Here is a 24342-nt window from a genome sequence, read left to right as displayed (position 1 = left end):
AATATTCTTCCTGAAAATTAGGCCTAACTCACTTAGAACATACATCCGTGATTAAGTTTTAACCGCAAAATCAAAAACCACACAATATTAAAATTTCAACACATACAACCATTAAATACATTAAAATTAAGAACTTTATTCTGGTTTATTGAAAAATTCATAGTTGGATAATTTACAACCACCCCAAATCCACAGCATTATTCACCAAGCTTCGCATGTGATAATAAACACTAAAACCTTTACCATTTTCAGCATTATTATTTTTATAAAAGCGAGTTTTAAAGTGAAAGAATCTCGAAATGCCTTAAATCCTAGTGAAATAAACACAACCACAGCTTGGTCAAAACATGATACACATTGGGTTCTTAGCCTATTTGGAACGGCCGTTGGCGCAGGCATCCTGTTTCTGCCAATTAACCTTGGGATTGGTGGTTTTTGGCCTTTAGTCGCGATGGCAGTACTTGCTTTTCCAATGACCTATCTTGCGCACCGTGGCTTAGCTCGTTTTGTACTATCTTCTAAGATCAAAAACGCAGACTTCACTGATGTAGTGGAAGAGCACTTCGGCGCAAAAGCAGGCCGTTCTATTTCACTGCTGTATTTTCTTTCGATCTTCCCGATCCTGTTGATATATGGGGTTGGAATAACAAACACAGTAGATAGCTTCATGGTAAATCAGGCTGATATGGCTTCTTTACCTAGACCTTTGCTTTCTGGCGTACTAGTGTTTGCACTAATTGCTATTATGATGGCGGGTGAAAAAGTAATGCTACGGGCCTTTGCCATTATGGTGTTCCCACTTGTTGCCATTCTTGCCTTTCTATCATTTTACTTAATACCGAACTGGACCATGCCTGTCATGGATGTGCCAGAAGCGTCAGCTTTTGCTAGCACTATGTGGTTAGCAGTTCCTGTAGTGATTTTTTCGTTTAGTCACGCAGCTGCAATTTCAAGCTTTGCAAATGTACAACGTCGCCATTACGGTAAGCAGGCAGATGCCAAATCCGAAGTTATTCTTCGCCGCACTAGCATCATGCTGATTGCCTTTGTTCTTATTTTTGTATTTTCCTGTGTGCTAACACTGTCACCTGAACAATTGGCTCAAGCAAAAGAACAAAACGTATCCGTATTGTCTTACTTAGCGAACGCAACCGATAATCCATTTATTGCAACACTTGGTCCTTTAGTAGCGTTTGTTGCTATCACTTCATCTTTCCTTGGGCATTTTTTAGGTGCGCGTGAAAGCTTAAATGGTTTAATTAACAAGCATTTTAACCTATCTGAGAAGCGTGTTGATCGTATCAGCGTGGCAGCACTGTTCTTCTCAATCTGGGCGGCGGCGATCATGAACCCAAGTATTCTTGGTATGATGGAAGCATTGTCAGGGCCTGTTATTGCAATGATCTTATTTATTATGCCAATGTTAGCGGTGTATAAAATCGAGGCGATGAAACAATATCGAGGAAATGTCTCTACTTACTTTGTTCTAGCAGCAGGCATTGTGGCGGTAAGTGCATTGATTTTTAGCTTCTTCAGCTAATAACTAAAGACTAGCTTGGATTTTCAGGGGAATACCTTACACAAGGTTAAGGTGATTCCCTGAATTTTCTTACTCTTTAAAAGGTAATCATCGTTACCCTTGACTCTTAAATAAGAGCGAAAACACCCGCAATCATAAGTACTGAAGCGATGCAGGTACGGCCGATAATGCCGAAGTGCGAAGGTTGAATCATTTCATTATGCATAGTTAATCTCCTATTTATTATAAATAGCCATTTTTTATTGGCTTAATAACACTATGTCTAATATCCAGTTTTTTAACAACCCATACAAACATTAAATATTTATGACAGAAACGTAATTTTTTACACTTCACCCTGATTTCGAGCGATGAATCCGCGGCTTAAATCATTAGATTGAGTCCACCGAATATGCTCACTTACCTTCCATCGTTACCCTACCTATGCCATCTTCCAATCATTACATAAGTTTTCAATAGATTTTGTTTTTATAAATCATAATATTATAGAGATCCTTCTCGTCTCTCACTCCCAAAGCACTTTGCCACTGGGAATCCATCCGCACTTAACCAACAAGAAATGGTAGACTTAACTGGTATTCGGTTAAGAGATCACATTTTATTAATACGCTCATGCACTTCTCAATTAAAAAACTGGCTTGCGCACTTTGTACTGCACTTGGACTTTTCTTGCATCCGACCAACGTACTGGCGAGTACCGAAAAGCAAGCTTATCTGGAAGAACACATTTCAGCAGAAAGCAAGCCCATGTTAAAACTCTACTTTCGCTCGATGGGTAAGCCGCGATCAATTCAAAAAGATGAGTTAAATGCGCCACAGAATGCATCAGCGGAGTCTCTTGCTCTGTATTACTTTGCACGAAAGTACCTTAAGCGTTACGAAGGCGTTCCATTACCGAAAGATATGCCCGATTTAATCGAATTCGGTAAAAAGCACCATTTGGAATGGGTCGTCGCTGAAGCACAGCTCAATAAGGCTGTAACAATGATTGAGCAAGACGATAACTGGAACGCAGAATTGTTACTCCATGACGTTGTTTCTACAGCCCGTGATCTTGGTTATCTAGCATTAGAAGGCCGTGCTTACCGCTGGTTAGGCAATCTAGAAGTATCTCGAAATCAACTACGCAGTGGCCTAAAATATTATCGCAATGCCTATGAGTTATTAGAAAAAACAGTATTTGAAATACAAGTCGCGATGACACTGAACAACATTGGGACAGTCTACATCGACGCATCAGATTGGGCTCGGGCCAACAGCTACCTAACGCAAGCTCTCGACACTTACCTAGAGAGCGAATATCAATACGATAATAGCTTTTTTATGGGGGTTATCTACGCAAACCTTAGCATCGTTCACTCGAGCCTCGGAGATAACAAAAAAGCGGAATATTATTTCAATGAAGCCATTCGACTTTCAATGCAAACGGGGTCTGACACAGTCAAGCACCACTCTTTATCCAGCTTTTCACAAATGTTGAGCTCGGTAGGAAAAATTGATGATGCATTAATGGTCGCACAGCGTTGCGTAGACCTGCTCATTCCAAAAAATCTAGAAATGCTAAAAACGTCTTGTTACGAGGCATTTGCAGAGGCTTACCTCGCAAACAAACAATACGATAAAGCTATTACAACAGCACTTAACGTTCTAGAACAAACCAAATCAACCAGTGAATTAGAGCTGCGTCAGCGTATTGATATGCTTTCGGTACTGGTAAACGCTCATCAAATTCTTAATGACTATGAAGCGGCTTTTCATTATTTAACCCAATTAAGAGAGCTAGAGGCTGAGTTTTCTCATCATATTCATGGTGAAGAGATGATTAACATTAAGTTTGACCTCGAAGCTAAGTTAGCCCAGAAAGAACTCAAATTGCTAGAAACAAAAAATGCGCTACAAGCCTCTGAACTGCGTTCACAGCGCTATCGAGAAATGTTCTACTTTATCGCTATTGCGGCAATTGGAGTCGTTGGTTTTCGTTACGTACTGCGCGTTAGACGTATTAATAAAGCACTCACTCAAGAAAATACTACCGATCCATTAACTCAACTGCATAACCGTCGCTATCTTCACATTTGGTTGGACAAAATGGCTCGTAGAAGCCCAGATAGAACATTTGCCTTAGCCGTTTTAGATGTCGATCATTTTAAAACCTTTAATGATCAATATGGACACGATATTGGCGATAAAATGCTGACTCATATTGCCACGCTATTTAATGAATCCACCCGCTCTGGTGACCTACTCATTCGTTGGGGTGGAGAAGAGTTTGTCCTATTATTCGAAGTACAGCGAGTTGAAGATTGCGCTAAGTTTTTGGAGCGATTGAGACATACTGTTGAAAACACGCCATTGGTGGTTGACTCTAAACCATTAAGCGCGACAATTTCCCTTGGAGCAGTGGACAAACTGTCGGCACAAATAATTAAACAAGAATGGGATCAGTGGTTTTTCTTGGCAGACCAAGCTTTGTATGATGCGAAGCAAGCTGGCAGAAACCAGTTCATCATTCACCCTACATCATAAAAAAGCACACATGAAAAAAAATCTAATCATTATTACTTTTGCGCCTCTATTTCTTATGGCGTGCAGTAATCAGCAAGCATCTCAACTGGGAATGCGCAGCAGCAGTGTCAATGTATATGCCCAGCAAATGAGTAACACTCAACTATGTGAAACTCTCTACTACAACCGTGCAACCAACCAAACCAAAGTGGCGATTGGTGCTGAGTTCAATCGACGTGGATTAAACAAAAAGTGGTGTGATAAAGAATTCGATAAGTTGTACATTAAAAAGTGGATTGATAACGTGCTGCCTAAAGAAAAAGCCGAACCTAAGAAACCAATGGCAACTATTCAACCCACTTCAACTAAATAACTCCCCTCTTGAAGCAGACGGTACACTCGTATTTTCTGCTTTTCACTTTTCATGCATGCTCGATGCGACATATAAAAACCTCATGGTTTCAGTAAATTAACAAAGACTTATGTTGTCCATCGAACTTTTAATGTAAACAAGTTGTAAATGGTTTTCGTCCTTATTCTTTGTCGTTAGCTTTGTTTGTTCCTGTTAGCGGAATATGAAACAGGAACTAAAAAATTCCAAACAAAGACATGAGGTCAAAAATGGAAATACGCATTAATCGCCTATTTGCTGCTATGTTGGCAGTAGGCATTGCACCTGCCGTCTCGGCGTTTGATCCACTCTATTCTGAACAATGGCACTTAGACAACACGGGGCAAACTGCGTTTGCGGCTAATCCTGCTGTTGCTGGGAACGACTTAAACACTAAGCTCACTCAAGCAATGGGGATTGCAGGTGTTGGTGTGAAAGTTGCCGTTATTGATTCTGGAGTGCAGATCGATCACCCCGACCTTGCAGGTAATATAGTAACAGGTAGCAGAAACTTCGTCGAAGACTCTTCATTCCCACCAAGTTATCCGGTTGATACTAAGGGTCATGGCACTGCTGTAGCCGGTTTGATTAGCGCCGTCGGCAACAACGGTGAAGGCGGACGCGGTGTCGCTTCTCACTCTTCCCTCATTGGTTTTAACTGGTTAGCCAACCAGACATTAGAAGGTTGGTTAATCTCCCATGGCATGGACCCAGCAACACGTGATGTTCGCGTATTTAACCAAAGTTACGGTTTCAGCCCTATAAACCCGATTACTTTTGATGAAAGCGACCCTCAACTAAAACTTGAAATGGACGTGATGAAAAACGTCAGCGAGAGTAACGCCTGGGGTCGAGGTGCTGTATTTGTAAAGTCAGCAGGTAATGGTTACCGTTATTTCAATGCAGGGCGATTCTTCGTATTGCCAAGTAACTTCTTTGCTGGTGGAGACAATCAAGGCTTACCGATGCACAACTCTGCTCAGTCTTATGATAACGCCAATTACTTCAATTTAGTCACTAGTGCACTACGCGCGGATGGTACGCGAGCGAGTTACTCATCGGTGGGTTCGAACGTGTGGGTTGCAGCACCAGCAGGTGAATATGGGCAAGATTTCCCTGCTATGGTCACCACTGATTTAATAGGTTGTGAAGAAGGGCAAAATACCAGTGAAGGCCTAGGCATTAATGGGTTACACGGCGGAACGGAGCTCGATCCGAACTGTAACTATACCAGTACGATGAACGGAACCTCATCGGCTGCGCCAAACACATCGGGTGCCATCGCGGCAATCATGTCAACCAACCACGCACTTTCTGCTCGTGATGTACGTGCTTTACTAGCGGAGACAGCAAAAGTAACGGATAAAGCGCATCCAGGCGTACAGCTTGAATTTACTAACCATAATGGTGAACAGGTTAGCTACGAGGCCATTGCCCCTTGGCAGAAAAACGCAGCAGGCGTAGATTTCCATACTTTTTATGGCTTCGGCGCTGTAGATTTAGATGAAGCGATGCAACGTGCTCGCATGACGAATCGTGTTTTACCAGCGCAAGTCATTACGCCATGGGTTAATAACGCTACAGAAGTAAGTGTACCCGATGCAAGTCTAGTTGGTGGTTCTTCAAGTATCGCCATTGCCGATGAGCTGACAGTAGAATCCGTTCAGGTGACATTGACATTGGACCACGCTCGTCTGCCCGACTTAGCTATCGAGCTCATTTCGCCATCAGGGACTCGTTCCGTTTTGCAAACACCGCGCAATGGTCTTGTTGGTCAATCTCTTGATCCAACGATTACAGGCTACAAAGATCAATTAATGTTGTCTAACCAATTTTATGGCGAAGATGCAAAAGGCGAATGGACGTTGCGAGCAATAGATACGAACGGCGATGAAGCCTATTCTTACATTGCATATTTCAACTCTTCCACCATCTATGACGTTCCGATGGCAAACAACGCTCAACCCGGTGTTATTAAGAACTGGTCGATGCGCATATTTGGACACTAAGGAGTCAATAACATGAAATACAAATCATTTTCTATGCTGGCTCTCGTTATCATGACGTCGAGTGTATACGCTGAGCAACAGCTCTCTCAACAACCTGCACCAGAACTGTTTGTGCCATCAGAAGCGGTTGAGATTAATGGCCAAGATTATCGAAAAGTGCAAACTGGCACTGTTAGAACCCTATCTGAAGACGTAAAACTTCAAGCGGGTGATGAGGTGTTTAAGAATGCGTTTAGTAACGTATCCAAAGCCACAGGACTGGTTTATATCACCGTAAACAATCCTAACGAAGCGAAAGCAGTCGCCAAAGAGTTAAAATTAGAAGTTATCTTCGCAGAGGGGGAATCAGCGGTGTTAAAAGCATCTCAAGATCAAGATCTGCTAAGTATTAGCGACTACTTAAATGCAGACAGCCGGGTAAAAGCGTCTAAAATTGAACTAAACAGCGGTAAATACCGTGCACAATAATTCTCTAACAAGAGAAGTTGGCCTGTAAAACCATGCCTCAGCGATTGCTGAGGCATTTTTATGGGTAGGAACAGATACGCTATTATTCTTTAGTAACATTTCGCATAACTAGTATGATACCTAAACACCCTACTCGCCTGCGCCTGTCATTTCTTAAACAAAATAATTTCCGTTCTTAGCTCTTCTTCCGTGGTTTCCTTCGGACTATTCAGATAGCGTTCGATTCCTAAAGGACTGGTTTTGACTTTGATACCACTCTGACGAACCAAGTTCATCGCTAAAGCCCATGCATTTCCCAAAAACTGATATTCACCTCGGTGTTCAACGACAAATGTTTCACTCTCAGGAATGGTACCAGTAACCGCCCCTTGAGGCGCTGGTACTGAGTTATGAAGAGGAAAGCAAGTGATAAACTCGAATGTACCTTTCTGCATATCCATCGACTGGTAATAACAAAACAATTCACCATTCACGGATAGGGTTTCGTCACTAATTAACTGTTCTAGTTGCTGAACATGCTTCTCAATTACCGAACCTAATTCCTGCAAGCTAGCCACACCCTTGATCCCAATATAATGAATTTGAGGCAACGTTCGGTTCCCAATTTCGACTAAGTCTGAATGCACTCTTCCGGTTTCAAGCTTACTTTTAAGCATGCGTAACCCACGTTGATAATCCATCTCTATCATCGACTTAAACATACTTTTCAGAAAGAACAGATACCAAGGGACGCGAGATTGCATTTGCCATTCGACTAAACAGCCATTTTGTGACGGCGTCACGATTAGAGTCACCTTTCCATGGCTCTTGATTGGACGAAAGAAATGCAGCTCCATATCTAATCGATGCTCTTGAGTACTTTCCAGTACAATCGCGCCAGTCCCAATACGCTGACCATTCCATTGATAACCAGCTCCAACGTGGCCCTGATTATCACTGAATGTCAGCTCGCAGCTTGGTTCAAGAATGATCCATGGTGACCAGCTGGGCCAGTTATTGAAGTTCTTGAGATAGCCAATAATTTCACTTTGATTCTTATTAATTTCAATACTTCGGCTGACCAGATAAGAGAGCATAACGGTTCCTCGAGTTTCCGCTTCACTAACTTCAGTCTAATTCAAATTCCAGTTTTTTCTTGTTTGACTGCGAGTTAGATGCGTACGACAAGAAAAAGCCAGAGCGTTAATTCTCACTTGAATCAATACGCACAAAGCTAAGAGCAGAACTCCACTTTTGCACTAAATCGAACACCATCATCGTCCAGTACTAACGCCCACCCCATCCGTTCACATATTCGTTGTACGATAACAAGCCCACAACCATAACCAGCGTTGTACGTCTCGTTGCCATCGTGACGGTTTAGGATCTTAAGCGCATGACCTTTCAACTCAATTTCAATATCTCCCACACTATAGCTAAAGGCGTTTTTAATCAGATTGTTGATAACAATGGTCACAAAACTCTCTGGTGCCTTCACTACACCACTATGTTGTTCGTGCAAAGCGTAATTCGAATCTTGCTTGGCAAATAAAGGAGCTAGCTCTTCCAACTGTTTTTGTAAACAAGTGAGAAGCTGATGCTCTCCGTAATGCTGAGGCTCTATTTTCTCTTTACCAAGTAAGAGAAACGCTTCTGTCAGTACACGCATCTCGTCACAAGCTGACTGCATCCTCGTGATGGCTTTTTGCGCAACTCGAGGTTGATCAGGAATACGCGTCAGAATGTCTGTTGAGCCTTTAATCACCATGATTGGCGTTCTCAACTCATGCGATGCAAAACGGCTAAATTCTTGTTCTCGTTTGAAATAGCCCGCGATATCGTTCTTATTATCCAGCAAAGTTTGCTCTATCTGGCGTGTTTCGCTGAACTTAGTTTCAACTTGGAAAGCGGGTTGATCCGGTGACATTTGGCTAATTTTGTCTTCAATTTGCGCTAGTGGTCGAGACAATATTCGCACCATGTAAATGCCATACCCGACCATAACAAATGAAAATAAGCCACCGAGCAGTAGCGTAAACTGATGCAGCGAGCTTTCGTATTCGTCCAAGTAATCATCTGAGTCATCTTGAAATACAATGTACATAAGCCCCTTCCCTGAGGGATGGTTCAATACAACAAAGTGTTTGTCTTCTTCACCAAGCAGGTATTCGTAAAAACCAGGTGAAGTAAAAGAGAGCAACCAATCCGGTGTCGGAGCTTCACTCCAATATGAGTTGAACTCCAATACGTTTGGCAATGGCGCATCCCAGCCCTGTTTCTCGAAATTCTCACTATAAAGCGCAGCTTCAGTATCGAGCCAGTGATGTAAACTCAGCACTTCCAGTTTGTTTTCTGCCACATAAATCAGCGACCAAAAAAGAGTAAACATCACAAACGTCATGACCCCAAAACCCCAACGGATCTTGCGATAAATGCTTGGATATTCGTTATGCTTTAAGTCGGTAACCTTGTCCATGAATAGTCTCTAATCGTGATTCTTCAAAACCTTTGTCTAGCGCGGTTCTTAAACCGTAAATATGGCTACGAAGTGCATCACTTCCGGGTGGTTCGTCTCCCCACACACTATCGATCACTTCTGTGCGCGAGACCGCTGCTGGAGCACGTTGGAGGAGCAATTTTAAAATTTTAGTTTGAATTCGACTCAGCTTAATTTCTTTGTCTTTTCTCGTTACTTTTCCTGTCCGCGCATCTAAACAAATATCTGCAAATTTGAGCGTTCCGATATCTTGTCTTGGACCACGATTAGCCAAAGCATGAACACGCAAACTGAGCTCTTCCATCGCAAATGGCTTCATTAAATAATCATCTCCCCCCGCTTTAAAAGCCGCGATTTTGTCCTCTAGCGTATCTTTTGCCGTTAGGAAGAGAATTGGCGTTCCACATAACTTATCTTGTCGAAGCTTCTGTACCGTACTGATGCCATCGAGCTTCGGCATCATGATATCCATGATGATTACATCGTAATGATTTTCCTCGATTAACTTAATCGCAGCCTCTCCATGAAACGCACAATCGATAATCATGCCTTCTAGCTCAAGATAGTCTGCAATCGTCTCCGAGACGTTATGGTTGTCATCTACAATTAAAATTTTCATAAAATCACATTTCTTCACGATCTCTTCACGATATGCCCAATAAGATACAGGCAATTTCCTAAACTCGCTCGTAAATTGAGGTTAATACAATGAAAAAACTCGCTCTTATTTCTGTAGTAGGTTTGGCATTGTCTGGTTGTGGTGGTTCAGGTGGTGGCAGCAATAGCGATAGCACATCAACTCAACCAGCAGTGAAACCAAGTGTAGCGATTGGCTCTGTTGAAGCGGTCAACGCTGAAGAAAGCACGTTAACCGTCAATGGACATACGTATCGTGTGTCTGAGGTGGTTTATGACGACACACAAGTGCAACTGGCCGATGTAAAACCAAAAATGGTGGTTCGCGTGGGGTCAGATATTCGGCAAGCTTCGAATAATGGCGTCCGAGTCACACTTGAACCAACCATTACAGGACGTGTCACAGCGATTGATCATGTGAAGAAAACATTTACGGTAAACGGCGTAGATCTGCAGTTTGACGGTTTAAGTGATGATATAGAGGTCAACGACTGGGTGATGGTGTCATCCTTGCCGACTGCGGATGCGGGTTATCGAGTGTTGTCTGTGGTCGAACTCGACGTAGATAACGATTACCCAGTACTTGATAACGACTGCGAACTGGAAGGCCGTATTACCAGTATCGATGAAAATGCTGGCACGTTTGAGCTTGGTACAAATATAACCGTATCTTACGACAACATTAGCCAACTTAGCATCGGCCAATGGGTGGAAGTAGAAGGTGAAATGCAAAACGGTATCTTCATGGCACATGAGGTAGAAGTTGAAGGCTACGACGTCATAAGCAATGACAGCGATGTGGAAGGCATCGTCACTTGGGTTGCAAATGACTACAGTGAGTTCTCACTAAACTACCGAGGTGCATTCTTCATCGATAACGCAACACGATTTGAGGATGGTAGCAAAGCTAATCTAGAACAAGGTCAAGAAGTAGAAGTGACCTCTGTGATGAAAAATGGCAAACGCACAGCTACCGTCATCGAATTTGAGCGGTCGGAGTTTGACAATGACAACCAATGGCGGGGTAAAGAGTTTGAATGTGAAGGCTATGTATCAAACTACGATGCTGATTCAAGAGTGTTTGAAATTGAGCATTGTGAGAATGATGCTGATCAAGTACTAAGTAACACCACCGTTGTGATTGATGCACAAACACGCTTCCAAGGCATTGAAGAACTTAACCTAAATGGTGCTCGTGTCGAAGTCGAAGGTGTGATCATTAACGACCAAAATATTGCCCGTGAAGTGGAGTTAGACGTTTACGACAACTAATCCCTTCTACGCTTAAGAAAAAGTGTCACTTCGGTGGCACTTTTTCTTTTCACCTTACTTTGCTTCCCAAGCTCAAACCAACAAATTCTCAGCCAAAGCCTTTTCTCTCCGTTACACTTTACCTATGTTCCACAAAATTGGTGACAACTATGAAAAAACGCAACCTCATTTTGTTAGTCTTGTTTTTTGGTTCAGCCACGAGCTTAGCTAGCGTGATGGATCCTGACTGCGATGCAGAAAAGGCAGCTAAAGCCGCTGCGACAAAAGCCGTGGTTGGTGTTGGGGGTCGCTGTACGCCTAAAGAGGCACTGAAAGATACCGCAGTTGATGCAGGAAAAGACAAATTGCCAGATGAAGGGATGGCGGGTAAAGCTGTTGATGCAATGACACCGGGAAAAGAGAAGAAAACGGTGAAAGACGTAACCAAAAAGCTCAATAAAGATTGATACGCTTTCTTGTAGTTAACTTTAATAGCGAAAATCCCCCCCCCCCCAAAAAAAAGAGCGCCGATTGACGCTCTTTCCGAACTTTAATAGATAACCAATTATGCGGTCTCTGCTTCACCTATCCAATGATAATGGTGGTTGGCTTTTTTCCCCACTAAACCGAGCTCTGCCAATTCTTCAAATACCTTGTCTACCTCTTCCGCAGACAGCCTAAACTGTTTAGCAACGGCTTTTTTGGTGCACGTAATTTGATGCGTTTTAAGTGCATCGCTAACTTGCTCTAACAAGGTTTTCGGTTCCTTTGGTTCTTCTGGCTCCGGTGCAGCTGGTATTTCTTGCTCTTCTTCCTCTTTTATATGAGGAAGATAACCCGCAGGCGCTGGGTCTATATCGCGAACTGTTTTCAATATCATGCTCTCATTTCTGCGATAGAAATATCGGAACCGTTGCTCTTCACCAATCAAGCCAACAAAAAATGCAGCAAAGAAGTCCAAAAGAATCGAAAGAAATACAACCAAGCCAAGCTGAGCTTGCTGAGAGGTGGTACCAAATGCGTTGGCTAGGCTATCAATCAAACCAATCACTGAGCCTTGCGTAACCGGCGGTAAACTATCACGCTCCATAGCCAAGCGTTGCTGCTCTTCACGTAAGGTTTTGTTTTGATCCTGAATGCGAGTTACACCAGTCGCGATACGCTCCATCTCGATGTATTTCTGCGCTGCCATATTGTTGAGCTCAATCTGCTTATCGATTGCCGCAATCTGACGATTAAACGCTTCCACTTTCGCCTGCTCTACCGAAATATGACTTTGTGCACTATTGGTTGCACTATTAATCCCACCAATACTACCGCCAATGGAAATCGCAGCTAAGACTAAATAAAACACGAGAGCGGTTGCTGCTCCTGTGTAGTTGCGATGGGCTCGGCGCTCACCGTATTCATACCAAGCGTAAAATTTACCTGCTTCAAAAATGATCGCTAAACCACCAAATAAGGTTTGCATCATCGGGTTTTCGTCGATAGACAAAAACAGCAATAGAGAAAAAATAGTCGATGCTAAAATCGCAGCACCGGTGAATGCATATACACTCACCATGGCAAATCGACCTTTAGGGTATCGATATCCAATCTGTTGTTCGTATTTCATTTGAGAAATTTCTTAAGATTAATCGCCCCTCCGACTAAGTAGGACGGACGTTTCTGGCATGTACAAAGGAGCGCAGAATACCGTATCCTTTATTAAATTACTGTCATAATTCCGTTAATGGAAAACAAGTGAAGATTCGGTGTGCATTTTGAATCGATATCAGCCAAATCTAGCACGTAAAAACACCACCACGACACCCACTAACCGAAGCTTCAGTGGCATATAAGAGAGATTAATTCGGTATCTTCAAAAGCGACTAGGCAAGACTGACAAGTTGAATTGGAGGTTGTGAATGTCAGCCGAATCAAAACATTAAAGCGTTAAAAATAGGCAATAAAACAAATAATGCACACTTGCATCACCTTTTAGTAAACTGATAATTACATTGTTTGGTTAATTTGTTAGTATCCCGCGCCGAAGAAGATAAGCACTCAATTGTATGGAAAACACTCTAATACAGCACAAACACCATCGCTTGCACGCTATTGCGGTTATTATCGCGGTGTTGTTTCAGTTGTATTTAGCGTCCACAGCCGCTCTTAACCCTACACAAGTTCACAGCACAACTTGGCTCAACAAAGTCCAAAGTGAAAAGGTTTTACTGTGTACCGCAGATGGTTTCAAATGGGTGGATATCAATACGTTGATTGAGGCTAACGCTCAATCTTCTTCTAAGCTCATCCAAGATCTTAACTTACACGACGGCTTTCAGTTTGAATGTCCGCTTCTTCAAGCTGTTCAATTCTTTCTTCTGGTTGCGATTGGGCTTTACCTGACAACCATCCATTGGCTGCGCCGAGTAAAGTATGCACGGACGACTTATCACTTTTCAAAATGCGATAAGCTCGTTTACAAACACATCGCGCCTAAGCACTCTCCGCCGAGTGTTTTTCCTGCCTAACAGGCATCTAATCATTGACAACTTTATTCAAAAATAACGATGACTCTGTTTGTTGTCCATTCAGAGAAGCTATTAATTCAAAAGGAAAAACACATGCTTAAATCATTAAAAACCGCCGCTATCGCGCTTATTGCTGTCATCGCTAGCCCACTGAGTTTAGCGCACGATTATGAAGCAGGAAAAATTCATATCGACCATCCATGGAGCCGCGAAGCGCCACCAAACGCACCTGTTATCGGTGGTTTTTTTCAATTAACCAACCACGGTGACAGTGAAGATGCATTGATCGCAGCAGAAAGCCCAATCGCAGGGCATGTCGAAATTCACACGCATAAGAAAGAAGATGGTGTGATGAAAATGATTAAGATTGACGAAGTGCGCGTTCCAGCCAATGACTCAGTGTTGTTTAAGCCAGGCAGCTTCCATTTAATGATTTTCAATCCAACACAAACTCTTAAAGAGGGTGACCGCTTCCCTATGACATTAACCTTTAAAAACGCAGGTAAGGTTGAAGTGGAAATGGCGGTTGAGAAACAAGGCCACATGGAAAAACACATGCATCATTAATGACGCAAACAAAAGTGCCCGCTGATTTAGCGGGCATTTTTATCTCAGCTTAGTCAAAATCATTATCCAACAGGTCCTAACTCGACTCTTCAGAACAATGGTGATAAATAACGCTTGGCGAAACGGCGTCATATATCATAACAGCGTGCTCGGGCAAGAGATTCTAAATCACGCTCGTTCCTCGCTATTCAGAATGACCTTGAAAGACTTAAGATCCTAAAAAGGTTCCCTACCCGCTTAAAACTCAACCTCTCGACAAAGTTATCCAACCATCACTTGGCAAGCCTAAATGAAATCATAAGTTTGGCAACAAAGACCCACGGTTAATCGGCTTTCTTTCTACTTGCAACAAACCTCGGCCCAACGAGCTAAGCCCGCAGCTATAAGCTCAATTGTTTATATATCCCGATTATCCTGACTAGATACAAATCATGCACGACCGTAAAAGTCGATATATGCCACTGGATGAGTCAGCATCTAAAGAAAGTACGTGATCGACTTCTCATTGTTGGTGTTTCTCTGTTTATTAAAACTACTTGTATTACAATAATACTCTATGTTAAATAAAAATCCTTTCCAACTCTACAAACATGAGAGAACACCATTATGTCTACTAAAATTGCATTTATTTCTGGTGCTACTGGCGGTATCGGCTTCCAAGTAGCAAAGCGTCTTGGTCAGGATGGATACACGGTCATTCTAAACGGCATTGAAGATGAAAAAGGTTCGGAGTGTGTCTCCAAACTACATAACGCAGGAATTGAGGCTGAATACTACGGTTTTGACGTTACAGATGAACATGCCGTCGATGAAAACATCAATGCTATTGGTGAAAAATACGGCAAAATCGATGTTGTCGTTAATAACGCAGGTGGTCTTGGTGGTCGTAGTCCTATTGAAGGTATGGAAACTGATTTTTTCCGTAAAGTCATGGCTTTAAACCTCGATAGTGCATTCTTCGTATCACGCGCAGCGATTCCATTTCTAAGAAAGTCTGATAATGCATCAATTATCAACTTCACTTCAAACGCTGCTTGGAATGCAGGTGGTCCAGGTGCAGGTATTTACGGTACATCAAAAGCCGCCGTTCATACATTAACTCGCGCTTTAGCTAAAGAGTTAGCTCCGGCTGGAATTCGAGTCAATGCAGTATCTCCTGGCACTATCGATACACCATTCCATGCTCAAATCAAAGCAACCAAGCCTGAAGTATTTGCTTCTTGGGCAGACAGTATTATGCTTGGACGCCTAGGCAAGCCAGAGGAAGTCGCCTCTGCTATCTCTTTTCTGGTAAGTAAAGATGCATCATTCATTACCGCAGAAACACTGCAAATTGGTGGTGGTCAAGCTTTAGGCATTTAGTACCAATAAGTCTTTTTACCTATCAGTAAGTACGCTTTAGTACTGATTTGATAACGGCCGCAGTATGTTTGTACTGCGGCTTATCCTTATGCCACCTCGCCTTTCACCCCATTTGTAACGTTTCACCCATTTTTTGGTATGGACAGTATTCCTGTAGCTGGAACAAAACCACTTGTATTACAATAAATTTTATTTTTTACGTTATTTAAGCCTCCTAAAGGCTTTGTTCACGATAAAAATGGAAGCGTGATGAATCCGCTTTTCTTATATACACTGATGAATAAAACCCTCACAAACCTTACTTACATCTCACTTTTAGAAAAAATCCATCCCAAGCCCGCTATGCTCATAATTTTCAATTGCAAAAGCCACAATAGTCATTATGATTATCAACAAGCAATATAATCATACAATATTATTTTTGGAGTTAAAATGACTAAACCTATCATTGGTTTCATCGGCCTAGGCTTGATGGGCGGAAACATGGTTGAAAACCTACAGAAACGTGGTTACGAAGTTGCTGTAATGGACCTCAATAAAGATGCTGTTGACGCAGTACTAGCTCGTGGAAACGCTTCTGAAGCTTCTTCAGGTAAAGAGCTAGCAGAGAAAAGTGATATCGTGATGCTGTGCCTAACAACATCTGAAGTTGTCGAAAAAGTTGTGTACGGAGACACTGGTGTTCTAGCTGGCATGTCAGAAGGTAAAACACTCATCGACTTCGGTACATCTATTCCAGCTTCAACGAAGAAGATTGGCGCTGACCTTGCTAAGAAAGGGGCTGGTATGATTGATGCGCCTCTAGGTCGTACACCTGCCCACGCAAAAGATGGTTTACTGAACATCATGGCCGCAGGCGACGTCGAAACATTCAATAAGGTTAAGCCAGTGCTGGACGATCAAGGTGAAAACGTATTCCACCTTGGCGCACTAGGCTCTGGTCACGTAACTAAGCTTGTGAATAACTTTATGGGTATGACAACCGTAGCAACCATGTCTCAGGCATTTGCTGTTGCTAAACGTGCTGGTGTTGATGGTCAACAATTATTCGACATCATGTCTGCAGGACCATCAAACTCACCATTTATGCAATTCTGTAAGTTTTACGCCGTAGATGGCGAAGAAAAACTAGGCTTCTCTGTTGCAAACGCAAACAAAGACCTCGGTTACTTCCTTGCTCTATGCGAAGAGCTTGGTACAACTTCCCTGATTGCAGAGGGCACTTCTAAGAGTCTACAAGCAGCAGTTGATAAAGGCCTTGGTCAAAATGACGTTCCAGTCATCTTCGACTACTTTGCAGAGCTAGAAGCTTAGTCACACTCAGTTGTGACTAAAAGCCCAGCTACTAATGTAGCTGGGCTTTTTTTGTTTTTCCTCTTCCCCTGACGCTCATCACTCCTTGATACCCTAGCCACTCCATTAAGGTTTTGCAGGGCTGCCTCTTCCAATTCTCTTATATATTTTCCACTAACACTTCAAAACCTCTCTCCTATTTCTGGCGTACGCCTCATTAAAGCTACGTCTGATTTAATGCTTTTTCTTTGCTAAGAAGGCACACATATTTATTTAAATAGACAAAGCATCAGGTTTGGGGTGTAAAGTGTAAACACAGCGTGCAAAGAAAGTTAGATTGCTTTTTCGCTTTAGGCTGACGACTCTAATGCGAATATAGTCGCACCTTATTGGGAGTTCCCCAATACAACGAATAACAACAAACGATGCGCCACGCTTTCTCAGTCAGCGTGATCAAAAAATCCCACGGCTTTAACACCGCGGGATTTTTCATTGAGAGTCTTTAACTTTGGTTAGCTTTTCGCGTTAGCTAACTTTGGGCTTTTAGGCCCTCGTGCTGCGTTCACCAATAGAACACCCACCGAGAGAACAATCGCACCACACAAGATAAACAGTAGTCGACCAGATGGTTCATTTGGAATTAGAGCCATAGCTAGGATACCGAAGCCCGCTACGCTGATAAGCTTGCCAAGCATGCCGCGCTGTTTTGTATCTAGGTTCTGCTGCTCTTCGCTGTCAGCCACAAGTGGCGTATTCCAGTTCTCGAACAATTGGTCCACTTCTTTTTCACGCTCAGGCGTCAAGCCTTTGTAGAAGCGTGTTGTTAGTAAGAAGAAACCACCAGTGAAGACAACGTGCGCCGCTAAGCTCAAGCCAACTTTAAGGTCAGCCCACTCACGTGCTGTTAGAGCTTGTTCTAGTCCGAATAGGTGCTCAACATCTTGTGCTTGTAGAGAGATACCGAAGATGTAAGAAACAAAGCCACCAACAACCAGTGTTGCCCAACCAGCCCAATCCGGCGTCTTACGAATCCACATACCAAGTAGTACAGGAATCAGCATTGGGAAGCCAATTAATGCACCGACGTTCAGTACGATATCGAACAGGCTCAAGTGACGTAGTGAGTTAATGAATAGACCGATACCAATGATGATGAAGCCCATCACGATAGTCGTTGCTTTACTCACGATAACCAGTTCTTTTTGCGACGCTTGTGGACGCACAATCGGGCTGTAGAAGTTCATCACAAAGATGCCCGCGTTACGGTTAAGACCAGAGTCCATTGAAGACATGGTCGCCGCAAACATTGCTGACATCAGAAGACCCACCATACCTGCTGGCATTACGTTTTGTACGAATGCTAGGTATGCTGCATCACCACCTACTGAGCCGTATTGCTCTGCGAAATCAGGCATAAATGCCGCAACGTACCAAGGTGGTAGGAACCAGATGATAGGACCAACAATCATCAGCACACATGCAAGACCTGCAGCTTTACGTGCGTTTTCACTGTCTTTTGCACATAAGTAGCGGTAAGCGTTGATGCTGTTGTTCATGACACCGAACTGTTTAACAAAGATGAACACAACCCAAAGGATAAAGATACTGAAGTAGTTCAGGTTGTTACCCAGCATGAAGTCGCCGTGGAAGTTCGACACGATGTTGCCAATACCGCCACCATGGAAGTATGCCGCCACCGCACAAGTGATCGTCACTGCCATGATAACCAGCATCTGCATAAAGTCAGATGCAACAACCGCCCAAGAGCCGCCTGTTACCGCCATTAGCATTAGCACTAAGCCCGTAACGATGATGGTCGCTTCCATAGGAATGTTGAAGACCGCTGCCACGAAAATCGCAAGACCATTCAACCAAATACCGGCCGAGATCAAGCTGTCTGGCATACCAGCCCAAGTGAAGAACTGCTCTGAAGTCTTACCAAAACGTTGACGAATTGCTTCAATCGCCGTCACTACACGTAGTTGGCGGAACTTTGGAGCAAAATAGAGGTAGTTCATGAAGTAGCCAAATGCGTTGGCTAAGAATAGGATTACAACAACGAAACCGTCGTTGAACGCGCGTCCTGCAGCACCTGTAAACGTCCATGCTGAAAATTGCGTCATGAAGGCGGTAGCACCTACCATCCACCATAACATCTTACCGCCCCCTCGGAAGTAGTCACTGGTTGAGGTAGTGAACTTACGGAACATCCAACCAATTGCAACTAAGAAGAAGAAGTAGGCAAGAACAACAAGAGTATCAATAGTCATTTTTTCAGCCTTTCAAGTTTGATCATTTTCTAATGTCTAGACTACTCTCCTCACAACGCCATTTGTACTACAATAATCTTTAATTGTGATCTAAAGCATAAGTTATTCAACGAAAAAAAACACGTCAAACCCCTTACTTTCCTAGACCAATGGCTTTCTAGGAGATAATTGCCACTCAGAACACCTCAATATATTGTAATACAAATTATCTAATTGAAATTTATTAGAGTATGTAATATTTTTCTTCTTCGCGCTTTGTCTGAAGATCAAAAATGCGCGGCATTTCTTTGAAGGAAACGTAATGAGATGTTTCGAAAAAATTGGATAGAAAGTAGGATTTATATGAATGCGATTTTTAACTCTCGCCTTTTTCAAGCTTTCAAACACAAAAAAAGCGAACCCTGAGGCTCGCTTTTCATTATTTTCGCTAGTTTTATCGGGGTGTTACGACACTTATGCTACGTGAGCTACTGCGTCGCGAACCAGTGTACCTAGTTCATCCCACTTACCTTCATCGATAAGTTTTGTTGGCACCATCCAAGTACCACCACATGCCAATACTGAAGGGATAGACAAGTACTCGTCTACGTTACCTAGGCTCACGCCACCTGTTGGCATGAATTTCACTGGGTAAACCGCCGTTAGTGCTTTAAGCATACCAACGCCGCCAGATGGCTCAGCAGGGAAGAACTTAAGTGTACGCAGACCCATTTCCATCGCTTGCTCAACTAGGCTTGGGTTGTTTACGCCAGGTACGATAGCCACACCTTTGTCTAGGCAGTATTGAACCGTGCGAGGGTTAAAGCCTGGGCTTACGATAAAGTCCACACCAGCTTCGATCGCTTGGTCAACTTGCTCGTTAGTTAGGATCGTACCTGCACCGATCAGCATTTCTGGGAACTCAGCGCGCATAGCACGAATCGCTTCTGCAGCACACTCTGTGCGGAACGTGATTTCAGCGCAAGGCATACCGTTTTCAACCAAAGTGCGACCTAGAGGGATCGCATCTTCTGCTTTGTTGATGGCAATAACAGGAATTACTTTTAGGTTTGCTAATTGTTCGTTTAATGTCGTCATAAAAGTGTACTCGTCGTCGTTAACTTGAGTTCAATAAATCACTGCGGAGCGCCGATTACTCAACGCTCCGCAAAAGAATTACAAAGGAAGATCTGGCATCACTTCACGTGGAATGATGGCACCTTTGTGCTGAATAACCGCGCCAGCCATACAGTGACCAGAGTAAGCCGATTCCGCTGCATTGCCGCCAGTCAAACGCTTCGCCAAGAAGCCTGCACTGAAAGAATCACCAGCCGCTGTTGTATCAATCACGTTGTCGACTTTGTTTGGCGCCACGTATTGCGCTTCGCCATTCGCCACAACCAAGCAATCTTTGCTACCACGTTTGATGATGATTTCATCCACGCCCAGTGCAGAGGTTCTCTCTATGCACTGTTCTAGGTGTTCATCACCGTAAAGCATTTGCTCATCTTCAAATGTGAGCAATGCGATATCTGTGTGCTTAAGGATCTTAAGGTACCAAGACCTAGCATTCTCGCGGCTTTCCCACAATTTAGGACGGTAGTTGTTATCGAAAATAACCTTACCACCTTGTGCCTTGAAGCGCTCAAGGAAGCCAAACAGTTGCGTCTTACCTTCTTCAGTAAGGATCGCTAATGTAATACCGCTCAAGTAAACCGCATCGTACGAGTAAAGTTTGTCGACTAACAGCGGAGACTCGTTTTGCTCGAATAGGAACTTAGCGGCCGCTTCGTTACGCCAGTAGTGGAAGTAACGTTCGCCAGTTTCATCGGTTTCGATGTAATAGATACCTGGTTGCTTTTCTTTAACGGAAAGAACCAGACTAGTATCGATGCCCTCTTCTTGCCATGCTGATAGCATTTCTTGGCTAAAAGGATCGTTACCCAGAGCTGTTACATAGCTGGTTTTAATATCGTGAGCTTTGGTCAAACGAGATAAATACAGTGCGGTATTCAACGTATCACCACCGAATGACTGCTTTAGCTGACCTTCCTTTTTCTGTAGCTCAACCATACATTCGCCAATGACCGCGATGTTTAATGATTTCATGTTGTCACCTTAGCAACTGAGGTTGCGCTATAGATTATTTTAAGAAGTCTTCACGAGCTGGGTTGAAGATGTCTAGAAGAATGCTGTCTTGCTCTAGTGCAACCGCACCGTGCATCATGTGCTTACGAGCAAAGTATGCGTCGCCTTCTTTAAGTACTTTCTTCTCGCCTTCGATTTCTGCTTCAAAGCTGCCACGTACTACGTAGCCGATTTGATCATGGATTTCGTGAGTATGTGGAGCACCAATCGCGCCTTTGTCGAAACATAGGTGAACCGCCATTAGGTCATCTGTGTAAGCAACAATTTTACGTTTGATACCGCCGCCTAGCTCTTCCCACGGGTTCTCATCTAATACAAAGAAAGAATTCATCGTCATACTCCTAAAAAGTCTCTATTAAAGCGAACCCTACGGCACTTCATTCTTAACCATGCTTTATTAAAAGGTTCTCTTAAAAAGCGTCGAATTGATAAAAGTGAAACGCGAAGCGAAAGGGTCTGCTGTCGAATTGGTAACGAGCATATCCGATCTATTTTAATTGTCATACAATATATCTAAAAATATGTGATATTCATCAAACGGTACTCGTTAAAGCATTCCACTTAACGATTGATAACGCCGAAAAATCAGCCACAACAAGGATTACCACACCGATACAAATCAATAAGTTAGCTAAATTCGCGTGATTTCACTCTCCCTTTTTGCCACAAAAACTACACCAAAACTTAATATTGTATTACTTTATAGAAAGTTTAAGAAAACAACACACTTCATCTGAGGGTGGTAAAGAAATGACTACACAACCGATTTTGTTGACTGAAGCAGAAGTCGAACTACTAAGAAAGGAAGTCGGAAAGCCGAGCTTAATGGGCAAATCCATTGAAGCGAATCGCAAGGAACTTGAAGCCTTCATGCGTCTGCCTCTAGACGTACCAGGTCACGGCGAAGCAGGTGGCTACGAGCACAACCGCCACAAACAAAACTATACCTACATGAACTTAGCGGGTCGTTTGTTCTTGATCACTCAAGAAGAAAAGTACGCGCAGTTCGTTAAAGATCTTCTCGCTATCTATGCAGAGAAGTACCTAACTTTTGATTTCCACGTACAGAAAAACACTAACCCAACAGGTCGTCTTTTCCACCAGATCCTTAATGAGCACTGTTGGTTAATGTTTACTAGCCTTGCTTACTCTTGCGTGGCATCAGTCATGACAGAAGAAGAGCGCACAGCCGTTGTTGAGCGCATTTTCGAACCAATGCTAGACATGTTCACCGTGAAATACGCGCACGATTTCGACCGTATTCACAACCACGGTATCTGGGCAGTTGCGGCTGTTGGTATCTGTGGTCTAGCCATTGGAAAACCTGAATATCTAGAGATGTCGGTATACGGTCAAGACCGTGATGATACTGGTGGCTTCCTTGCGCAAATCTCGCAACTGTTCGCCCCTTCTGGTTACTACATGGAAGGTCCGTACTACCATCGTTATGCGATTCGTCCAACTTGTGTATTTGCAGAAGTAGTGCACCGTCACATGCCCGAAGTAGATATCTACAACTACAAAGACAAAGTGATTGGCAACACAGTACAAGCGATGCTAGCAACGGCTTACCCGAACGGTGAGTTCCCTGCCCTAAACGATGCATCTCGTACCATGAGCATTACCGACATGGGCGTTCAAGTTGCAGTGAGCGTTTACAGCAAGCACTACGGTATGGATGACAACATCCTAGGCATGGCGAAGATTCAAAATGCCGTTTGGATGCACCCATGTGGTCTTGAGCTTTCTCAAGCTTACGATAAAGCCATCGCTGACCGTGAAATCGGCATGCCTTTCTGGCCGAGTGTGGAGCTTAACGAAGGTCCAACTGGTAACAACGGTGCACAAGGCTTTATCCGTATGCAGGATAAAACCGGTGATGTGTCACAGCTTGTGATGAACTACGGTCAACACGGCATGGGACATGGTAACTTCGATACGCTTGGCATTACCTTCTTCAACCGTGGTCAAGAAGTACTGCGTGAATACGGCTTCTGTCGCTGGGTAAACGTAGAGCCTAAATTCGGCGGTCGTTACCTAGACGAAAACAAATCGTACGCACGTCAAACTATCGCGCATAACGCGGTAACGATTGATGAGCAATGTCAGAATGGTTTCGATGTAGACCGCGCTGATTCAGTACACGGTTTGCCTCACTTCTTCAAAGTAGAAGGCACTGAAATCAACGGTATGAGCGCGTTTGCGAACGACCATTACCCGAACACAGACATGCAACGCAGTGTGTTCATGCTTAACCTAGATGAGCTTGAAGCACCACTACTGATAGACCTTTACCGCATCGAAGGTGAAGGCGAACATCAGTACGACTACTCTCATCAATACGATGGTCAAATCGTACGTACTAACTTTGATTACCAAAGCTTTGGTGAACTAAGCACGCTTGGCGATGACTTCGGTTACCAACACCTTTGGAAAGTAGCAAGCGGCAAAGTGCAAGATACGGCGCTGGTTAGCTGGCTACAAAACAGCACCTACTACACTTGGTTAGGCACAAGCAGCAGCGCGAAACAGAACGGCGATAATGAAGTGATCTTCACTCGCACTGGCGCCAATGACCCAAGCTTTAACCTACGTAGCGAACCGGCATTCATTCTGCGCAGCAAGGGCGAATCGACACTATTTGCTTCTGTGCTAGAAACACACGGCTACTTCAACGAAGAGTTTGAGCAGTCGGTGAATGCACGTGGTCAGGTGAAAGATATCCGCGTCGTGGGTTACAACGCCGTTGGCAGCATCGTAGAAATCACTACTGAGAAATCACTGGTTACTGTGATGATCAGCAATGTGCTAGGCGCTGACGACCAAACCCCACACCAAGTAGAATTGAACGGTAAAACCTACAGCTGGAATGGCTTCTACTCTCTAGAAGTAACAGAACTAAAAAGCAACGCATTCGGGCAGGAGAAATAA

General features: G+C 43.4%; 20 protein-coding genes. 12 read left to right on the top strand and 8 right to left on the bottom strand.

What is annotated here, in order from left to right:
• Positions 1-283: 283 nt before the first annotated feature.
• The 5 genes from R7P69_RS03995 to R7P69_RS03975 all read left to right on the top strand — a co-directional run bounded on the left by R7P69_RS03995 (position 284) and on the right by R7P69_RS03975 (position 6913).
• Complete coding sequence (locus R7P69_RS03995; RefSeq protein ID WP_017820237.1) at positions 284-1540, top strand: aromatic amino acid transport family protein; 1257 nt, start codon at positions 284-286, stop codon at positions 1538-1540.
• A 612-nt stretch (positions 1541-2152) separates the two neighbouring features.
• On the top strand, positions 2153-4066 hold the full coding sequence (locus R7P69_RS03990; protein ID WP_238952592.1) for a tetratricopeptide repeat-containing diguanylate cyclase: 1914 nt from the start codon (positions 2153-2155) through the stop codon (positions 4064-4066).
• 10 nt (positions 4067-4076) lie between these two features.
• Complete coding sequence (locus R7P69_RS03985; protein ID WP_238952591.1) at positions 4077-4418, top strand: hypothetical protein; 342 nt, start codon at positions 4077-4079, stop codon at positions 4416-4418.
• A gap of 248 nt (positions 4419-4666) precedes the next feature.
• The gene (locus tag R7P69_RS03980; RefSeq protein ID WP_238952586.1) at positions 4667-6445 is read left to right on the top strand and encodes a S8 family peptidase; all 1779 of its coding nucleotides are present in this window, start codon (positions 4667-4669) and stop codon (positions 6443-6445) included.
• Between the two features lie 12 nt (positions 6446-6457).
• Positions 6458-6913: a hypothetical protein gene (locus R7P69_RS03975; RefSeq protein WP_025767689.1), complete on the top strand. Its 456-nt coding sequence runs from the start codon at positions 6458-6460 to the stop codon at positions 6911-6913.
• Between the two features lie 146 nt (positions 6914-7059).
• On the opposite strand, the gene R7P69_RS03970 is transcribed toward R7P69_RS03975, so the two are convergent.
• The 3 genes from R7P69_RS03970 to R7P69_RS03960 form a co-directional block, all read right to left on the bottom strand.
• A complete protein-coding gene (locus R7P69_RS03970; RefSeq protein WP_238952584.1) occupies positions 7060-7989 on the bottom strand; it encodes an SRPBCC family protein in 930 nt (309 codons plus the stop codon).
• 137 nt (positions 7990-8126) lie between these two features.
• Positions 8127-9368: a sensor histidine kinase gene (locus tag R7P69_RS03965; RefSeq protein WP_025767687.1), complete on the bottom strand. Its 1242-nt coding sequence runs from the start codon at positions 9366-9368 to the stop codon at positions 8127-8129.
• Positions 9340-10008, bottom strand: a complete 669-nt coding sequence (locus R7P69_RS03960; RefSeq protein ID WP_017820242.1) for a response regulator transcription factor — start codon at positions 10006-10008, stop codon at positions 9340-9342. Before R7P69_RS03960 ends, R7P69_RS03965 begins: the two co-directional genes overlap by 29 nt.
• 89 nt (positions 10009-10097) lie before the next feature.
• On the opposite strand from R7P69_RS03960, the gene R7P69_RS03955 reads away from it, so the two are divergent.
• Positions 10098-11297, top strand: a complete 1200-nt coding sequence (locus tag R7P69_RS03955) for a DUF5666 domain-containing protein (protein WP_238952583.1) — start codon at positions 10098-10100, stop codon at positions 11295-11297.
• Positions 11298-11446: 149 nt separating this feature from the next.
• Positions 11447-11743, top strand: a complete 297-nt coding sequence (locus tag R7P69_RS03950) for a hypothetical protein (protein ID WP_238952581.1) — start codon at positions 11447-11449, stop codon at positions 11741-11743.
• Between the two features lie 98 nt (positions 11744-11841).
• Here the strand turns inward: R7P69_RS03950 and R7P69_RS03945 are convergent, their stop codons facing one another.
• Complete coding sequence (locus R7P69_RS03945) at positions 11842-12891, bottom strand: Preprotein translocase subunit SecY (RefSeq protein ID WP_238952580.1); 1050 nt, start codon at positions 12889-12891, stop codon at positions 11842-11844.
• A 439-nt stretch (positions 12892-13330) separates the two neighbouring features.
• Between R7P69_RS03945 and R7P69_RS03940 the strand changes: the two genes are divergently transcribed.
• The 4 genes from R7P69_RS03940 (at position 13331) to R7P69_RS03925 (ending at position 17035) form a co-directional block, all read left to right on the top strand.
• The gene (locus tag R7P69_RS03940) at positions 13331-13792 is read left to right on the top strand and encodes a hypothetical protein (RefSeq protein WP_238952579.1); all 462 of its coding nucleotides are present in this window, start codon (positions 13331-13333) and stop codon (positions 13790-13792) included.
• Between the two features lie 93 nt (positions 13793-13885).
• Positions 13886-14359, top strand: coding sequence for a copper chaperone PCu(A)C (locus R7P69_RS03935; protein ID WP_005375841.1), 474 nt, complete (start codon positions 13886-13888; stop codon positions 14357-14359).
• Positions 14360-14965: 606 nt separating this feature from the next.
• The gene (locus tag R7P69_RS03930) at positions 14966-15721 is read left to right on the top strand and encodes an SDR family NAD(P)-dependent oxidoreductase (RefSeq protein WP_054576764.1); all 756 of its coding nucleotides are present in this window, start codon (positions 14966-14968) and stop codon (positions 15719-15721) included.
• A 432-nt stretch (positions 15722-16153) separates the two neighbouring features.
• Positions 16154-17035: an NAD(P)-dependent oxidoreductase gene (locus R7P69_RS03925; protein WP_053349960.1), complete on the top strand. Its 882-nt coding sequence runs from the start codon at positions 16154-16156 to the stop codon at positions 17033-17035.
• 491 nt (positions 17036-17526) lie between these two features.
• On the opposite strand, the gene R7P69_RS03920 is transcribed toward R7P69_RS03925, so the two are convergent.
• The 4 genes from R7P69_RS03920 to R7P69_RS03905 all read right to left on the bottom strand — a co-directional run bounded on the left by R7P69_RS03920 (position 17527) and on the right by R7P69_RS03905 (position 21742).
• Entirely contained in the window at positions 17527-19284 is a 1758-nt protein-coding gene (locus R7P69_RS03920; RefSeq protein WP_053349961.1) for a sodium:solute symporter family protein, read from the bottom strand.
• Between the two features lie 453 nt (positions 19285-19737).
• Positions 19738-20361 (bottom strand): bifunctional 4-hydroxy-2-oxoglutarate aldolase/2-dehydro-3-deoxy-phosphogluconate aldolase, encoded by a 624-nt coding sequence (locus R7P69_RS03915; RefSeq protein WP_005388506.1) that lies wholly within the window; start codon positions 20359-20361, stop codon positions 19738-19740.
• A gap of 78 nt (positions 20362-20439) precedes the next feature.
• Positions 20440-21372, bottom strand: a complete 933-nt coding sequence (locus tag R7P69_RS03910) for a sugar kinase (RefSeq protein WP_238952578.1) — start codon at positions 21370-21372, stop codon at positions 20440-20442.
• A gap of 34 nt (positions 21373-21406) precedes the next feature.
• Positions 21407-21742: a cupin domain-containing protein gene (locus R7P69_RS03905; protein ID WP_005450851.1), complete on the bottom strand. Its 336-nt coding sequence runs from the start codon at positions 21740-21742 to the stop codon at positions 21407-21409.
• Between the two features lie 419 nt (positions 21743-22161).
• On the opposite strand from R7P69_RS03905, the gene R7P69_RS03900 reads away from it, so the two are divergent.
• The gene (locus R7P69_RS03900; RefSeq protein ID WP_238952576.1) at positions 22162-24342 is read left to right on the top strand and encodes a heparinase II/III family protein; all 2181 of its coding nucleotides are present in this window, start codon (positions 22162-22164) and stop codon (positions 24340-24342) included.

It is taken from the genome of Vibrio sp. 661 (assembly GCF_033339315.1).
Lineage (GTDB): Bacteria > Pseudomonadota > Gammaproteobacteria > Enterobacterales > Vibrionaceae > Vibrio > Vibrio alginolyticus.
This window is presented reverse-complemented; position numbering and strand designations above follow the sequence as displayed.

Bases quoted from the DNA above. Each gene is read 5' to 3' on its own strand.
- R7P69_RS03990 (WP_238952592.1), top strand. From the start codon at position 2,153: ATGCACTTCTCAATTAAAAAACTGGCTTGCGCACTTTGTACTGCACTT.
- R7P69_RS03985 (WP_238952591.1), top strand. From the start codon at position 4,077: ATGAAAAAAAATCTAATCATTATTACTTTTGCGCCTCTATTTCTTATG.
- R7P69_RS03980 (WP_238952586.1), top strand. From the start codon at position 4,667: ATGGAAATACGCATTAATCGCCTATTTGCTGCTATGTTGGCAGTAGGC.
- R7P69_RS03975 (WP_025767689.1), top strand. From the start codon at position 6,458: ATGAAATACAAATCATTTTCTATGCTGGCTCTCGTTATCATGACGTCG.
- R7P69_RS03970 (WP_238952584.1), bottom strand. From the start codon at position 7,989: ATGCTCTCTTATCTGGTCAGCCGAAGTATTGAAATTAATAAGAATCAA.
- R7P69_RS03965 (WP_025767687.1), bottom strand. From the start codon at position 9,368: ATGGACAAGGTTACCGACTTAAAGCATAACGAATATCCAAGCATTTAT.
- R7P69_RS03960 (WP_017820242.1), bottom strand. From the start codon at position 10,008: ATGAAAATTTTAATTGTAGATGACAACCATAACGTCTCGGAGACGATT.
- R7P69_RS03955 (WP_238952583.1), top strand. From the start codon at position 10,098: ATGAAAAAACTCGCTCTTATTTCTGTAGTAGGTTTGGCATTGTCTGGT.
- R7P69_RS03950 (WP_238952581.1), top strand. From the start codon at position 11,447: ATGAAAAAACGCAACCTCATTTTGTTAGTCTTGTTTTTTGGTTCAGCC.
- R7P69_RS03945 (WP_238952580.1), bottom strand. From the start codon at position 12,891: ATGAAATACGAACAACAGATTGGATATCGATACCCTAAAGGTCGATTT.
- R7P69_RS03940 (WP_238952579.1), top strand. From the start codon at position 13,331: ATGGAAAACACTCTAATACAGCACAAACACCATCGCTTGCACGCTATT.
- R7P69_RS03935 (WP_005375841.1), top strand. From the start codon at position 13,886: ATGCTTAAATCATTAAAAACCGCCGCTATCGCGCTTATTGCTGTCATC.
- R7P69_RS03930 (WP_054576764.1), top strand. From the start codon at position 14,966: ATGTCTACTAAAATTGCATTTATTTCTGGTGCTACTGGCGGTATCGGC.
- R7P69_RS03925 (WP_053349960.1), top strand. From the start codon at position 16,154: ATGACTAAACCTATCATTGGTTTCATCGGCCTAGGCTTGATGGGCGGA.
- R7P69_RS03920 (WP_053349961.1), bottom strand. From the start codon at position 19,284: ATGACTATTGATACTCTTGTTGTTCTTGCCTACTTCTTCTTCTTAGTT.
- R7P69_RS03915 (WP_005388506.1), bottom strand. From the start codon at position 20,361: ATGACGACATTAAACGAACAATTAGCAAACCTAAAAGTAATTCCTGTT.
- R7P69_RS03910 (WP_238952578.1), bottom strand. From the start codon at position 21,372: ATGAAATCATTAAACATCGCGGTCATTGGCGAATGTATGGTTGAGCTA.
- R7P69_RS03905 (WP_005450851.1), bottom strand. From the start codon at position 21,742: ATGAATTCTTTCTTTGTATTAGATGAGAACCCGTGGGAAGAGCTAGGC.
- R7P69_RS03900 (WP_238952576.1), top strand. From the start codon at position 22,162: ATGACTACACAACCGATTTTGTTGACTGAAGCAGAAGTCGAACTACTA.